Raw genomic sequence first — 12,945 nt, 5'->3', positions numbered from 1 at the left:
CATGGCCGCTCCTGCGAAAAGAAGGAGGGACATGGCCCCGAACGGGGACGCATGTCCCTCGTGGGGTGGGATGAATGGACGGTGGGTTGCCAGGCGCGGCTCACCAGCCGTTGTAGTGCAGCGTGAGGTCAGCGATGACCTGGCGCCGTTCCAGATCGAGGCCGCCGAAGTCGGACAGCCCCTCGAAGCCGCAACGCTTGAGCATCGCGCCGCCCTCGCGGGAGTTGTAGAAGCTCACCATCGCGGACAGGAACATGCGTTGACCGCTGCTCAGCACGCCCAGGGCGTCGTTGAGCATCAGCATGTTGGGCCGCAGGTCCCACTTGGTGGTGGCACGCTGCAGACCTTCGCGTGTGCCGTCGCCGAACCACTCGTGGCCGGCGATCTGCGCGCCGCGCTTCCAGGCCTCGAAGAAGGCCTGCGGTGCAGCGTCGAAGTGCGCCTGTTCCAGCGCCATCTGATCGAGCACGTCTTCGGGTAAAGACAGATTCATGAGAGAACTCCTTGAAGGGTGGGAATCAGGGGTGAGCGCGCTGTGTCCAGGCATGGGTATCCAGGGCGCGCTGTGCTGCGAGGTGGTTCGGGAAATACTCGACGGACTCCCGCGATACCGGGCCTTCGTCGTCTTGCGTGCCGATGTAGTGGCCGGCCGCGCTGCGCAGCACCTGTAGCGGCAAACGCTTGCGGGTCCAGGCCAGCGCTAGCGCACCACTGCGCACTGCGGTTGCAGAGGAAGATGCGGAAGGTTCAGACATGCCGTGCTCCTTGGTGGGTCGGGGAGCACGCATCCCGCAGGGGATGGGTTCCCCTCGGGTGGTTGAGAAAAGTGCATCGTCGCCAGGCCGGCGAGCGTCCGCGGTGGGCGATGCGAGGCGGACTGGATCGGTCAACGCGGCGAACCGCGTTGCAGTCTTGAAGACCGGGACTGCCAGGGCATGCCGCTGACGACTGTCAGCAACGCATGGCGTGAGGATGGGCGCGCAGCATGGCTGTCGTCGCAGGGAAAACCGAATCGCGGACGGCCCGCTTTAGGCAGGCCCGCGTCACGGGACAAGGCAAGGACCAGGGCGCCGAAGGCCACGCGGACCTTCGGCTGGAGAGGAAGGAAAACCACCTGTGGGCTGCGTCAGCGCGGGCCGTCGTCAAAGCCGTTCGCTGCGTCAGCAATCGCACCCGGCCCGTTTCGTGGCTGGGGCCGGAAACCTTTGGCACGCATACGCGCACAAAGGGAGCCCGTTGTTCCGCCGGCGGGCACCGGCACGGAATACCCTCAGCCCAAGGGGCCTCCTCACGGCTCGCGCGGCGGCAAGGCGTCAGGAAGCCCCTCATGACGGAGGCAAGGCACACCGATCAAGGGAATGGCGGCGGGCGCGATTCGTGGAGCAATGACCTTCTCGCCCGTCGCCCGATGGCGGGCAGACGGGGCGCGCACACCGTTGCAGAAGGAGACGCGCGCTTTGGAGTCCCGCGCGGTGCGGGACGTTTGCCTCGCCGCCAGTGAAGTGGCCGGCGCGGCAGGGGGAAGCGAGGATCAGGACACCTTGGAGGCAGCGCGCCGCTTGCGCGGTGCGCTGCGCCGGCCCGTCGGGGACTCGATCGGCAACGTGCCCTTGCAGTCCGGGTAGCGCGAGCAGGACCAGAACGCGCCGCTCTTGCCCGTGCGCTGCTGCATCGGTGCGCCGCACTGCGGGCAGGCCGGCGCCGGCGGCAGCTTGAGCGAGAGCGTTGCGCCGCGATACTGCTGCACGAGCTGGCCGACCCACACGGACTGCTTCTCGATGAAGGTGTCCAGCGCCATCTGGCCGGCCTCGATCATGTCGAGCGCCTGCTCCCACACCGCCGTGGTGCCGGGGTCGGCGATGGCCGAGGGCACCGCGTCGATGAGCGTGAATGCCGCGTCGGAAGCGCGGACGGCGCGGCCTTTCTTGACCAGGTAGCCGCGACCGATCAGACCGTTGATGATGTTGGCGCGTGTCGCCTCGGTGCCGATGCCGGTGGTATCTCGCAGCTTCTGTTTCAGGCGCGGGTCGGTCACGAACTTGGCGACGGTCTTCATGGCCTTGATCAGCTCGCCCTGCGTGTAGGGTTTGGGCGGCAGCGTCTTCAGCGCCTTGAGATCCACCTTTCCGACCGGGCAGGACAGGCCCGCATGCAGGGCGGGCAGCACCTGGCTGCGCTGCGCATCCTCGCCACCGGCATCGTCCGGCCCCGGCGTCGCCAGCACCTCACGCCAGCCGATGACGGCGATCTGCTTGCCCACGGCCACCAGCGACTGACTGCCGCACGAGAACTGCGCCACCGTCCGGTCGAACTCATGGTGCGGGAGGAGCTGCGCGAGGTAATGGGCGCGGATCAGCCGGTAGGCGGCCAGCTCCTTCTCGTTCATGGCCGACAGGTTGGCGGGCTCCAGCGTCGGGATGATGCCGTGGTGAGCCGATACCTTGCCGTCGTTCCACGCACGCGAACGCTGTTGGCGATCCAGGCGCTCGATCAGCGGCCGCAGGCTGGGGTCGGTCTTGACCAGGCTGTCGAGTACGGTCGGCACCTCGGCCAGCATGCTCTCGGGCAGGTAGCCCGAATCGGAGCGCGGGTACGTTGTCGCCTTGTGCGTCTCGTACAGCGCCTGGGCAATGTCCAGCGTCTCCTGCACGTCGAGGCCCAACTGCTTGGAGCACACCTCCTGCAGCGTGCCCAGGTCGAACGGCAGCGGCGGTGCCTCGCGCACGCGCTCGGTGTCCACTGACACGACCTGCGCATCGCGTGCGGCGCGAATGCAATCCGCAGCCTGCTGCGCCACCGGCTGCTGAAGGCAGCGACCCGCTGCATCCGTGCTGCCTTCGGGCGGTATCCAGCTCGCGGTGAAGGACCGGCCGGCATGGGATAGCAGCACGTCCACGGCCCAATACGGCACAGAGACGAAGCGCGCGATCTCGCGATCACGATCCACCACCAACTTCAGCGTCGGCGTCTGCACGCGCCCCACCGACAGCACGCCGGTGTAGCCGGCCTGCCGACCTAGAAGCGTAAACAGCCGGCTCAGGTTCATGCCGATCAGCCAGTCGGCACGCGAGCGGGCCAGGGCCGAGTAGTACAGCGGCAGCGTCTCGGCGGACGGCTTGAGCGCACCCAGCGCCTTGCGGATGGACGCATCGTTGAGCGCCGACAGCCACAGACGCTGAATCGGCCCGCAGTAGCCGCATAGCTCGATGATCTCACGGGCGATCATCTCGCCCTCGCGGTCGGCGTCGGTCGCAATCACCAGCTCGCCCGCCTTGGCGACGAGCTGCTGCACGATCTTGAATTGCGCTGCGGTCGCCGCCTTGGGCTCGACACGCCAACGCTCAGGAAGAATGGGCAGTTGCTCGATGGCCCAGCGCTTGTATTGCTCACCGTAGCCTTCGGGTGGAACCGCCTCCACCAGATGACCGATGCACCAGGTCACGACGACACCCGCGCCGCTGTAGCAGCCATTACCGCGTTGACTGGCACCCAGCACACGGGCGATGTCCTTGCCCTGGGACGGCTTCTCGCACAGGAACACGCGCATGAAGCCTCCTTGGAAATGTGCGGTTCATCGGATGGGCGTCAGCTTGGCGGGGCCAGGAGATACCGTCAGCAAGGAAGCTGATTGGTGCAGACACCGCTTTGTGATCGGCAGGCGGTCCGTTGCCGCAGCGGTGCGCATAGACCGCAGGAGCTGGCACAGCAAGAGCGTCGTTTCGGGAGCGCGGCTGGGACGCTGTGGACGACCTTGGAACTATCCCCTGGGGATAGCTCGCTGGTGCATCGCGGGCGTATGACGGTTGCTACAGCCGCCCTCGGGGGAACGGCGATGGGCGAATTACTGTCCGCCGGCCGGCTTGGCGCTGAGCGCCACCGACTCGATGCGGTACGGCAGGATGCCCACGCGCCGCGCCTCGACCTTGAAAGTCACGCGCTCGTTCTCGTCGGCGTCCTCCCATTCGTCGCGCACGGTGCGGCCCTCGACCAGCACCCGCATGCCTTTCTGGTACAGCGTCTTCCAGTGCTCGGCGTCGCGGTGCCACAGCTCCACGGGCGCCCAATAGCCGCCGCGGTCTTCGTAGCCGTCCTTCGTCGGCACTGGATTGTCGAAGTAGACGTTCAGGCGCAGCAGCCGGCGCGGCTCGTCGTTGCCGTTCGGAAATTCGCGGTAGTCCGGCGCAGAACCGATGTTGCCCTCGCCGACGAAGTGCGTGCTCATGGTGACTCCTTGGTGGTGGGTGGAACGGACGCGGTATGCCCGTGGACGCGCCGCAGGTAAGCCGCTTCGGCCTGCGCGGCCTTGTTGGCGCATTCCAGGGCTTGGCGAGCGATGCTGTGGGTCAGGCTGATCTGCATGTTCAGCACGATGCGCTGCAGTTCGATCGCGTACAGCTCGTCGATCAGCGAGGCCGGCGTCGCGGGGTTGGCCAGCAGGGCCTCCCACAACGCCACGCCCATGGAGGAACGGTCGAGGTTGCGCCAGCGCAGGAAGGTCGTCCCTGCGCCAGTGGCCTGCTGGGCCAGTTGCACGTCGAGCAGGCTGAAGGGATAGGCGCGCGCCTGGGGCAGCACGCGCCGCTGCGCCAGGCCAATCACGCCGTCGCGCAGCGCTGCGCACTGGCTGGCCCAGGTCTCCAGACTCCCCTTACCCTTAAAGGGCTGTAAAAGGCCTTTTAGGTAGCCTGCGTGTTCCAGCCGCTGGAAGTCCGCCTGTTCCAGCGCCACGAAGCGCGTGGAGTGGCTGATGGGGGGCGATGCTGTCATGCGCCAGCACCCTCATTGCCCGTCGCACCATCGGCTGCGCCACCCGTGGGAGCCGGCGTATCGGGCTTGATGGCGGGCGCAGCAGGCGGCGTGCCGGGCTTGGTCGTCCGCCGCGCGATGGGTGGCGCGAAACGCGAGCGGCGCGTGCCTTCCAGCACGTCCTGCGGCAGCTCGCCGAACTTCTCCAGCGCCGCTCGCGCCGCGGCGTTCTTCGCCGCGAAGTCGTCGCGCGTCGTGCCCGAGTAGCGGTACTGCTGGGCCAGTGAGAACAGGCTGCGCAGCGCGTGCGCACCATCATTGAGCCAGCGCTCCAAGGTGCTGCGGTCGATCAGCGCCGTGTGGTGCGCCAGGATGAGTTTGCGTGCCAGGTCGTCGTAGTCGGCCAGCAGGTACACCGCCATGAAGCCGAGCTGGGCGTTCACGAACAGCGGCAGCTTAACCGGCTGCATGTTCATGTTCTCGCCCAGGGACAGCGCCGCTGGCACGTCGGCCAAGGCCTGATCCACCTGTTCGCGCAGGGTCTGCAGACGGGTCTTGGTGTCGGCGAGCTTGTCCTCGATCCGCAGCATCCACCAGTCCGAGTAGGGGTCGTCCTGCTCGGCGCCGCGCTTCATCTTGTTCATGGCGCCGATGAAGCCGTTGAGACCGATGATGCCTGGGCGCCCCTCGGTCGGCGCGCGGCCGTGCCAGATGCGCGAGGCGTGGTGCGTGTGCAGCGTCAGCGACATCGCGCTGCGCAGCGATCCGAGATTCAGTTGCAGGGGTTGTGTGCGTTCGTTGGCCATGGGAGCGACTCGCGGTGAAGGGGCGAGTCGCCAGCATCGGCATCGGCCGGAAGGCCGTCAGTCAACAAACCGCAGCCCATGCGCGCCCGGTTTGTTCCGCACGGAAGGCTGTGTGTGCCGGCTATCCCCTGGGGATAGGTCTTGAGCCACCAATGCTTGATGTCGGGGCTTGAACCATGACAATGACTGGGGGCGCATCGCACCTGGGGTTGCTGCGCAGAAGAACGAGGGGAAAACATGCAGGATGGGAAAGCCGTTCAGTTGCTGTTGAACGAGGAAGAGCACGGGCACGGCCACGTGGTCGAGAAGCTGCTGAAGCGGGCGGAACGCCTGGAATGCCTGGTGGCGTTCGCGAAGACCTCGGCCCTCGGCGACTTGTTGAAGCCCTTGCGCAAGGCGCTGGAAAGCGGATTGAAGGCCAGGTTTGCGATAGGTCTGGACTTCTACCTGACCGAACCCGAAGCACTCCGACAGCTCTTTGCGCTCGCCGAGAAGCACGCGCTCGTCCTGTACCTCAGCAACGCCAGCGACACCTTCCACCCGAAGATCTACGCCTTCCAGAATGGCAAGCAATGCTCGGTGATCGTCGGCTCGGCCAACCTCACCCACGGAGGCTTCTACGGAAACTACGAGGCATCGGCCCTCATCGACGACGCGAGCGGCGCGCTGATGGCATCTGTCACGCGACACCTCGATGCGCTGGTCGCGGACAGGATTCTCGTGCCAGCGACCAAGCCCCGGATTGATGCCTACGAGCGGGAATACATCATCCACGACACTTGCCGGAAGGTGGCCAAGAAGCGCGCCCAGAAGGCGAGCCGAACCAAGGGGTCGGACTTCACGATCCTGGCCGACCTCCTGGAGCTGATGAAAAGCGACGATTCAGCGCATGGATTCACTGCGCAGAAGAACGGCCGCAAGGGAAACCTGCGCCAGGCAAGGCGCAGGCTGGCAGAGCTGGCGGCCCTGAGCAGCAATGCCAGGCGGGACTTTCCGAGTAACTACGACGCGCTGATCGGCCTGTTCCATTCCGGCGGGCTGCACCGCAGCAAGAGCCGGATCGCCAACCACCCAGGGCAGTTCGTGGCCGCAGTGGCGGACATCCTTGACCGGCGCAACCTCTCGCCTGCCGAAGCGTTTACCGTTCTACATGGACATTTCGGCGCCATCACCGGAGCAGGCATCAACCTGCTGACTGAGATTCTGCACGCGCTGGACAACAAGCGGTTCGCCGTGATGAACCAGAACGCGGTGTCGGGACTGGCGCTCGCCGGCATCCGGGACTACCCACTGCATCCAACCAAGCAGAACGTCAGTGCGGAAAGCTACGCAAGGTACTGCGGGCATGCCGATACGGTCAGACGATCGTTGGGCCTGGACGACTTCACGGAGCTGGATGCACTGTTCAACTACGCCTATTGGCGGGAAACGGAAGAAGACGAAGCCGCGACCTGACCGGATCACCCCACGGAAGGCGACCTGTTCCGTCTATCCCCTGGGGATAGCTCAGGGATCGCGCAAGGCTGAACGCAGCCGTGCGAGGTAGGCGCGCGCCACCTCGGGGTCGGCTGGGCGGGAGGCCGAAGGCGACGACGATGACGCGGGCCCCGCAGCTCGCGGCGCGAGCGGCGCTGCTGCGTCGGTGCCCGCCCACGCCTTGAACTCTCCGCGGATCGCCTTCTGGATGATGCCGAACAGGTAGCCGGCCGGGTTGCGCACCGCGCTGTTGTGGCAGCGTGCCGCCCACTCGTCGAGAACGGCCTGCCGCTGCGCTTCGTCCACCTGCTGCAGCGCCACCAGCGCGCCGGCCTGCTGTTCGTCCTTCAAGCGCAGGAAACGCTCCGGCAGCCGCAGGTTCTGCAAGGCCCTCGCGCGCGGTACTGTACGTACTTCATTTATACGATCATTACGTACTGTACGGTCCTCCTTCGGAATCCGAAGAGAGCCGTCCGGCGCGGGTTTCGGCCCTGCTTCGGATTCCGAAGACGGGCGTGCGCCATTCCGAAGCAGGGCTTCCTGGCCTTCTTCGGATTCGTGGTCCGCACCCTCCTGTGGATAACCTGGCGTCGTCCAGCCATGCCGCACCATGCGCTGCGCGAGCACCTGCAAGCGGGTCGGCAGCGTGCGCCCGCTGAGCAGCGGGTCTTCAGCGATCTCCCGCAGCGTGTTCATGCCCACGACCTGCACCGCCTTCGCCGCGTGCGTGAGCGCTTGGCTCACCAGGCCCAGATAGTCGGGGTCGAGCTGCATCGCCTCGAAGGGCGACAGCGGTTCGTCGTGCAGCACGTAGAGGTTCCCCTGGATGCGGCCGGTCTTGGGATCGCGCCGCCGCCGCACCAGGCTGAGCCAGCGCGTCAGCCGCAGCAGCGTCAAGGCGCGCGCCACGGTCTCGTGCGAGGCTTGCGCCGCACAGGGCATGGACGCCAGATAGGGGCGGAGTTGGTCGTAGGTGGGAAAGGCGGTCACGCCGTCGTCGTTGAGCTGCAGGCGGAACACCTGCCAGGCATTGCGCTCCAGCGGCGTCAGGCGCCGGTCGAGGAACAGCGCGCGCGGCACGCTCTCGTGCCGGTTGCCGCTGTAGAGGAAACCGTCGGCGGCCGGCGCCGTTCCCTGCGCTGGCTGCAGGTGCTGCAGGGCCTCGTCGAAGAGCGCGGACAGCGCAACGGGGCCTTCGCGCCGTGGTGCGCCGCCCGTGGTCATGGCCTACACCAGCCCCTGGTCGATCCAGTTCCGTATCGCCGCCCACACCACCGACATCGGCAGGCTCAACGCCTCGGCCAGGTCCATGGTCAGCGCCAGCATCGCCATGTCGTCGGACAGGGCGATATGGCGCTCGGTGACGCCGGCCTTCCAGCGCTCCCACAAGGTCACGTCCTGTGCCTCGTCGAGCACCGGATGCCGGCCCTTGCGCTTGGGCAGCCCAAGGATGTCGCGGCGCAGCGCCACTTCCTGATGCGTGAGGCCGTAGAACTTGCTGACCATCTCCGTGCTCGCTCCCAGGCGCAGCATGCGGTCCACCGTGGCGATCTCCCGCTCCACGTCGTGCATCTGGCTCAGCAGCCGCTTCAACACATCCCGGTTCACCGACACCGAACACCACGATACCGTGGCATTCACCAGCATGCTCACGAGTTCGGGGTGCTTCAGCGCATCCAGCTCTTCCTCGCCGAAGCCCATGGCCTTGCAGCGGCGCAACTGGCCGTTGCGCAAGTCATGCAGGGCCTGGGCGATCACGGCTTGGTTGAGTGGGTGCGGTGCCGACATGCGGAAGCCTCCTGCGCTCAGGAATCCTGGCTCGCTACGCCGGCTTCCAGATCCAGCAGCCGGCGCGCCAGGCGCAGCAGACGGAACAGCTTCACCAGCGCAGCATCGCTCAGGCGTGTAGCCGAGCCGCCATGGCCATGCAGCAGCGCAGCCAGCTCGTCGGCCAGCCGCGCGCGGTCCACTCCGTTCGCGGAGGGCGGCGCCGCACTCAGCACATGCAGCAGGGTCAGCACCGCCCGCGCGAACGCCGGCAGCGCCTTCGCCTGGCCCACAACCGGCGCCGCGCAGACGAAGCCGATGCCGCCGACGCTGGCCTCGATGTGGTCGGCGACCGCCGCTTCCTCGCCGATTTCGCGCGCGAACTGCGCGATGTGCACACGCAGGCGATCCGGCACGTCCAAGCTCGGCTCGATGTACCAGACGTCCGAGATGGGATAGAGCCCGCCCGCCTGCACGGGGATCGCACGCAGCGCATCGGCCTCGAAGTCGGGCAGCTTGTCGCCGAGCTGGTCGGCGACCATCCGCTGGATGGACTGCAGGCGCTCGGTGGTCGGTGCCGGTGTCACGATGTGCCCTTGCAGGCGCTCGTCGCGTTGTCCGTGCTGGTCCTGCGGCGCTTCGGGCGATGCAGGCGGTGGCGCTGCTGACGCCGCAGGCGAGACCGGCGTGGTGTCGCGCGGACCGGACGACACGGGTGGCTGCTGAGGCGCGGAGACCGGTGCGGAAGGAGCAGCAGGCACGACAGGCGCCGGTTCGCTGGTCAGCGCACGCTGGCGGCTTTCGCTGTCGTCGATCTCCAGCGCCAGCGTGTCGTAGTCCGCCTCCAGCAGCTCGGCCATCTGGCCCACCAGTTCGTCCTGCACCCGCTGTGGCGAGAAGTCGTCCGGTTGTGTGTCGAACTGCGTCAGCACGTCCTGAAACAAGGTGGCGAAGTCCACGGCCACGGTGCGGCCCAGCGCACGCCGCTCCCAGGTGCGCTCGCACGCCTTGCGCAGCACCGCGAGCCGGTCCACCTGATGCCGGCCCAGTCCGCCGTACAACAGCGTCGGGATCGCCGGCAGCAGGTAGCGCACCGCATCGTTCATGCGGCTGATGTGCGACTGCGGCACCGGATAACCGTCGGCAGTCAGCCGCCGCGCGAGTTCGCTCTGCGACAGTGCCTGGCCGCTTTCCTGCTCGTAGAACTCGCGCGCCTTCTCGATGCCCAACGCCCGCTCGATGAAGGTCAGCCCGCCACGCAGCTCGTTCTCGGCCAGATGCCCGGTCAGCGCCACGATTTCGCCGCGCGCCGGCCACGGGCGGAACAGGCACGCGATGCGGAAGAAGCGTTCTTCCTTGGTTTCGCTCCACAATTCGCGCAGGATCGCCAGCCGCGTATTGCCACCGTTCCTGATGATGTAGTGCGCCTCGCCCGGCCGGCGCGTGATCGCGGGCGGTGCGTCCAGCCCGCGCTCGCGGATCGAGGTCTTGATTTCCTCGTAGGCCGGGTTGCGCGTCACGCGTGGGTCATGTTCATAGGGGCGCAGCTCGTCCAGTGTCACCACCATCGGTGTGTCGGCGATGGGGTCGGTCAACGCCGCGGCCGAAGGACCGTTGCGTTCGAAGCCCTTGGCCAGCAGCTTGGTGGCCATGTCCTGCGGCGTCGGATCAGCCATCGCTGCTCTCCCGAGATGCCGTCAGTGCCTGTCGATCGGCGCGGCGAAGCTGCGCGCGTGCGTTTCGACTAGCGCGGTGATCGCTCGCAGTCGAGCTGGTATAGATCACGGCGCAGCCGGGCTTGGTGAACATCAGGTGCCCGCCGCGCGTGCGTTTCACGTGCCAACCTTCGTCCAGCGCGAACTCGATCAGCGCGCGCAGCCGCGCATGGCCGCGGGCCAGTTCATGCGCGTTCGCCATGACTGGCTCCCCCTGCGCGGCCTCTGCCGGAAACGCATGCAAAGCGCTCCCGCCATGCCGGGAACAGCTCGCCAGCCAGCGCACGCATCGTCTCCAACGCCGCAGGCGCAGTACGGCCCACTGGTTGCCGGTACTCGACGCGATGCACTGGCAGCCCCCGTGTTGCGGCACGTGGGTAGGCTTCAATGGCCGGAACGTCGGTGTTCAGGACCTGTATGCCAGCGTGCGCCTGGAACACTTGTCGCAGGGCCTGCTGGATCAGTCGGGCGTTCGACGAAACCGGATGCACACGGTTGATGAGCAAGCGCAGCGGCGGTGGCTCGATGCCGAGGTGCCGATACGGAGCGATGTCCTCTATCAGCTGCAGCGTGCCGCGCCTCAGTTCACGCGCCGCCAGGATTTCCGGCGTCACCGGTGACAGCGCCAGATTGGAGGCCAGTACTGCCATCTCCAGCAGCACACTGCGCGCGCCCTGGGTATCGATCAGCAGCAGGTCGTAGTGCGACGCCAGCGCGGGGAGCAGGTGACGCAGACGCAGCCGACCGTCGGGCGCGTGCAGCAACAGTGTGTTCAGTTCGCCGCGGTGGTCGTTCGACACCACCAGGTCGAGACCCGCCACAGCAGTCTGCGAAGCCAATTGCTCGATGCGCTGCTCGTTGAAGGCCAGCATCTCGTAGATGCCGGCAGGCGCACGCGTGCTGAGCGTGAAGTAGCTCGACAAGGTGGGCTGTACGTCCAAGTCCAGCAGCAGCACGCGCAGTCCCGCATCGGCGATGAAACCGCCCAGGTTCGCTGCGGTGGTCGTCTTGCCGACGCCACCCTTGGTCGAAATGATGGATACCACCTGCATGGTGCGACTCCTCGTGGAAGGGATTCCGGGGGAGCGCGGGCTCATGCCCGTTCCCTGAGTCGATCGGTGATCCACTGATCGATCTCCACCGAATCCCATCCGATGGCGCGTACCCCGAGGCGCAGGGGCTTAGGAAACTTGCCCTCCTTGATCAGGTTGTAGATGTGGGCGCGTTTGAAGCCGGTCTTGGCCTCGACTTCCGCGCGGCGCAGGATGCGGTGTTCGTTCGGCGTCGCGGTGGCGATGGTCTGGGCAGTCACGAGGGACACTCCTTGGCGCTGTGTAGCGGCGGTGATGGAAGTGCCCCGTATTCAATAGCGCGGTTCCCGCGCGGTCACCGCAAGTGCAGACACGCCGTCTGCACTTGCAGTCAGCGGTCCTGGGTAGCGAGATGACGCTTGGCTGCCGAAAACTTCGCCCACAGCGTTCGCTCGCTGATTCCGGATTTGTCGCCGTAATGGGCAACCAGCGCATTGATGACCGATTCCAGCGTCTCGAAAGACGAATAGGGAACGCCATTGGGTGACTTGCCCAACAGCAGGGTCAGAAGACCGCCAACGATGTTCAGGTAGGTGGATTCACTGCGGGCGCCCGGCATCCCGGATCGCTTCTCGCGCTCCGTGCGCGCCTGGTGCTCCTGGCTGAGCGTCTGGAACTGCTCATAGAGCGCGTCCCAGGCCTGCACCTTGTCGGCAAGCTGGAGCTTCAACGCCTCGCGATCCATGACCAGTGCCTGCACGGCATCGACACTGACGGCCGGATGCAGGTGACGCTCGAAGGCATCGAACAGGAATGCCGGTCGCTGGTCGGGATAGAAACGGATCATCCAAGTCTTCAGATCGACGTGGCGGATCGTGAGGCCAGGATCATCGAGCAAGGCGGGATCGTTGCTCGTGAGGCCATCCTTGCCGTAGGGAAGGTCGAGATGCACCAGTGCGTCGTAGATCCGTTCCGCGTTCAGGCGAAGCTGTGGCCAGCGCGCCAGCGCAGCGTGCTCCGGCAGCCGGTTCATCCCTTCGGCAATATCAAGGATACGGCGCTCGAAGCGTGACAGTCCCGCCCACTGGATGGCCGCCTCGATCGGACGATAGAAGACCTTGGCTTGGGCGCCGGAAGAAGATGACTTTCTCATGGGCTACTCCCTGGTGAACGGGTTCAGGACATCGGCTTTTCTCGTGGTCTGGTCGACGCCATCCACACCTTCGCGGCGCGGAGCGGTGGCGACTTGGCCTGTGGAAAGGTTGTAGTGACGGCGAATGGCTGCAATGCTCACCCCAGCAACCAGTCGATGTGGCACCTTGTCCACCAACACCGAGCCTCTGCGTGGCGGTATGCTTCAAGATGTTTCTCGCCCGAGGCGGGGAGGCTTGGTGGTGAGGTTTT

General features: G+C 66.3%; 14 protein-coding genes. 1 reads left to right on the top strand and 13 read right to left on the bottom strand.

Annotation, left to right across the window (positions count from 1 at the left end):
• Positions 1–100: 100 nt before the first annotated feature.
• The 6 genes from AC5P6S_RS02320 to AC5P6S_RS02295 form a co-directional block, all read right to left on the bottom strand.
• The gene (locus AC5P6S_RS02320; RefSeq protein ID WP_003141051.1) at positions 101–493 is read right to left on the bottom strand and encodes a hypothetical protein; all 393 of its coding nucleotides are present in this window, start codon (positions 491–493) and stop codon (positions 101–103) included.
• 25 nt (positions 494–518) lie between these two features.
• Positions 519–755 carry a hypothetical protein gene (locus AC5P6S_RS02315; protein WP_033955549.1) on the bottom strand — a complete coding sequence of 79 codons (237 nt, stop codon included), beginning with the start codon at positions 753–755 and terminating at the stop codon, positions 519–521.
• Between the two features lie 776 nt (positions 756–1,531).
• Positions 1,532–3,547, bottom strand: coding sequence for a DNA topoisomerase III (locus AC5P6S_RS02310; RefSeq protein WP_320524264.1), 2,016 nt, complete (start codon positions 3,545–3,547; stop codon positions 1,532–1,534).
• 294 nt (positions 3,548–3,841) lie between these two features.
• Entirely contained in the window at positions 3,842–4,222 is a 381-nt protein-coding gene (locus tag AC5P6S_RS02305) for a single-stranded DNA-binding protein (protein ID WP_134553408.1), read from the bottom strand.
• Positions 4,219–4,767 carry a DUF3158 family protein gene (locus tag AC5P6S_RS02300; protein WP_124136598.1) on the bottom strand — a complete coding sequence of 183 codons (549 nt, stop codon included), beginning with the start codon at positions 4,765–4,767 and terminating at the stop codon, positions 4,219–4,221. Before AC5P6S_RS02300 ends, AC5P6S_RS02305 begins: the two co-directional genes overlap by 4 nt.
• Complete coding sequence (locus tag AC5P6S_RS02295) at positions 4,764–5,552, bottom strand: PFL_4669 family integrating conjugative element protein (RefSeq protein WP_320524265.1); 789 nt, start codon at positions 5,550–5,552, stop codon at positions 4,764–4,766. Before AC5P6S_RS02295 ends, AC5P6S_RS02300 begins: the two co-directional genes overlap by 4 nt.
• 237 nt (positions 5,553–5,789) lie before the next feature.
• Between AC5P6S_RS02295 and AC5P6S_RS02290 the strand changes: the two genes are divergently transcribed.
• Positions 5,790–7,007 (top strand): phospholipase D family protein, encoded by a 1,218-nt coding sequence (locus tag AC5P6S_RS02290; protein WP_150084313.1) that lies wholly within the window; start codon positions 5,790–5,792, stop codon positions 7,005–7,007.
• A 51-nt stretch (positions 7,008–7,058) separates the two neighbouring features.
• Here AC5P6S_RS02290 and AC5P6S_RS02285 read toward each other — a convergent pair whose 3' ends face one another.
• From AC5P6S_RS02285 to AC5P6S_RS02255, 7 genes are all read right to left on the bottom strand, one after another.
• A complete protein-coding gene (locus AC5P6S_RS02285; RefSeq protein ID WP_134552249.1) occupies positions 7,059–8,252 on the bottom strand; it encodes an STY4528 family pathogenicity island replication protein in 1,194 nt (397 codons plus the stop codon).
• 3 nt (positions 8,253–8,255) lie between these two features.
• The gene (locus AC5P6S_RS02280; RefSeq protein WP_029578160.1) at positions 8,256–8,816 is read right to left on the bottom strand and encodes a DUF2857 domain-containing protein; all 561 of its coding nucleotides are present in this window, start codon (positions 8,814–8,816) and stop codon (positions 8,256–8,258) included.
• 17 nt (positions 8,817–8,833) lie between these two features.
• Positions 8,834–10,471, bottom strand: a complete 1,638-nt coding sequence (locus tag AC5P6S_RS02275) for a ParB family protein (protein ID WP_032963678.1) — start codon at positions 10,469–10,471, stop codon at positions 8,834–8,836.
• Positions 10,464–10,712, bottom strand: coding sequence for a type II toxin-antitoxin system HicA family toxin (locus AC5P6S_RS02270; RefSeq protein ID WP_257671845.1), 249 nt, complete (start codon positions 10,710–10,712; stop codon positions 10,464–10,466). The genes AC5P6S_RS02275 and AC5P6S_RS02270 overlap by 8 nt, the downstream gene beginning before the upstream one ends.
• Positions 10,696–11,562, bottom strand: a complete 867-nt coding sequence (locus tag AC5P6S_RS02265) for a ParA family protein (RefSeq protein ID WP_257671844.1) — start codon at positions 11,560–11,562, stop codon at positions 10,696–10,698. The genes AC5P6S_RS02270 and AC5P6S_RS02265 overlap by 17 nt, the downstream gene beginning before the upstream one ends.
• 41 nt (positions 11,563–11,603) lie before the next feature.
• Positions 11,604–11,822 carry an AlpA family transcriptional regulator gene (locus AC5P6S_RS02260; protein WP_009461157.1) on the bottom strand — a complete coding sequence of 73 codons (219 nt, stop codon included), beginning with the start codon at positions 11,820–11,822 and terminating at the stop codon, positions 11,604–11,606.
• Between the two features lie 110 nt (positions 11,823–11,932).
• Positions 11,933–12,694: a hypothetical protein gene (locus AC5P6S_RS02255; protein WP_257671843.1), complete on the bottom strand. Its 762-nt coding sequence runs from the start codon at positions 12,692–12,694 to the stop codon at positions 11,933–11,935.
• Positions 12,695–12,945: the final 251 nt, after the last annotated feature.

The organism is Stenotrophomonas sp. YJH_SMC_119 (assembly GCF_059368315.1).
Note: the sequence above shows the minus strand (reverse complement) of the source record. Positions and strands in the feature narration are given on the sequence as shown.

What these genes read in the sequence shown, in the direction of transcription:
- AC5P6S_RS02295 (WP_320524265.1), bottom strand. Translation starts at nt 5,552, where the DNA reads ATGGCCAACGAACGCACACAACCCCTGCAACTGAATCTCGGATCGCTG.
- AC5P6S_RS02255 (WP_257671843.1), bottom strand. Translation starts at nt 12,694, where the DNA reads ATGAGAAAGTCATCTTCTTCCGGCGCCCAAGCCAAGGTCTTCTATCGT.
- AC5P6S_RS02265 (WP_257671844.1), bottom strand. Translation starts at nt 11,562, where the DNA reads ATGCAGGTGGTATCCATCATTTCGACCAAGGGTGGCGTCGGCAAGACG.
- AC5P6S_RS02320 (WP_003141051.1), bottom strand. Translation starts at nt 493, where the DNA reads ATGAATCTGTCTTTACCCGAAGACGTGCTCGATCAGATGGCGCTGGAA.
- AC5P6S_RS02310 (WP_320524264.1), bottom strand. Translation starts at nt 3,547, where the DNA reads ATGCGCGTGTTCCTGTGCGAGAAGCCGTCCCAGGGCAAGGACATCGCC.
- AC5P6S_RS02300 (WP_124136598.1), bottom strand. Translation starts at nt 4,767, where the DNA reads ATGACAGCATCGCCCCCCATCAGCCACTCCACGCGCTTCGTGGCGCTG.
- AC5P6S_RS02285 (WP_134552249.1), bottom strand. Translation starts at nt 8,252, where the DNA reads ATGACCACGGGCGGCGCACCACGGCGCGAAGGCCCCGTTGCGCTGTCC.
- AC5P6S_RS02290 (WP_150084313.1), top strand. Translation starts at nt 5,790, where the DNA reads ATGCAGGATGGGAAAGCCGTTCAGTTGCTGTTGAACGAGGAAGAGCAC.
- AC5P6S_RS02305 (WP_134553408.1), bottom strand. Translation starts at nt 4,222, where the DNA reads ATGAGCACGCACTTCGTCGGCGAGGGCAACATCGGTTCTGCGCCGGAC.
- AC5P6S_RS02270 (WP_257671845.1), bottom strand. Translation starts at nt 10,712, where the DNA reads ATGGCGAACGCGCATGAACTGGCCCGCGGCCATGCGCGGCTGCGCGCG.
- AC5P6S_RS02280 (WP_029578160.1), bottom strand. Translation starts at nt 8,816, where the DNA reads ATGTCGGCACCGCACCCACTCAACCAAGCCGTGATCGCCCAGGCCCTG.
- AC5P6S_RS02275 (WP_032963678.1), bottom strand. Translation starts at nt 10,471, where the DNA reads ATGGCTGATCCGACGCCGCAGGACATGGCCACCAAGCTGCTGGCCAAG.
- AC5P6S_RS02315 (WP_033955549.1), bottom strand. Translation starts at nt 755, where the DNA reads ATGTCTGAACCTTCCGCATCTTCCTCTGCAACCGCAGTGCGCAGTGGT.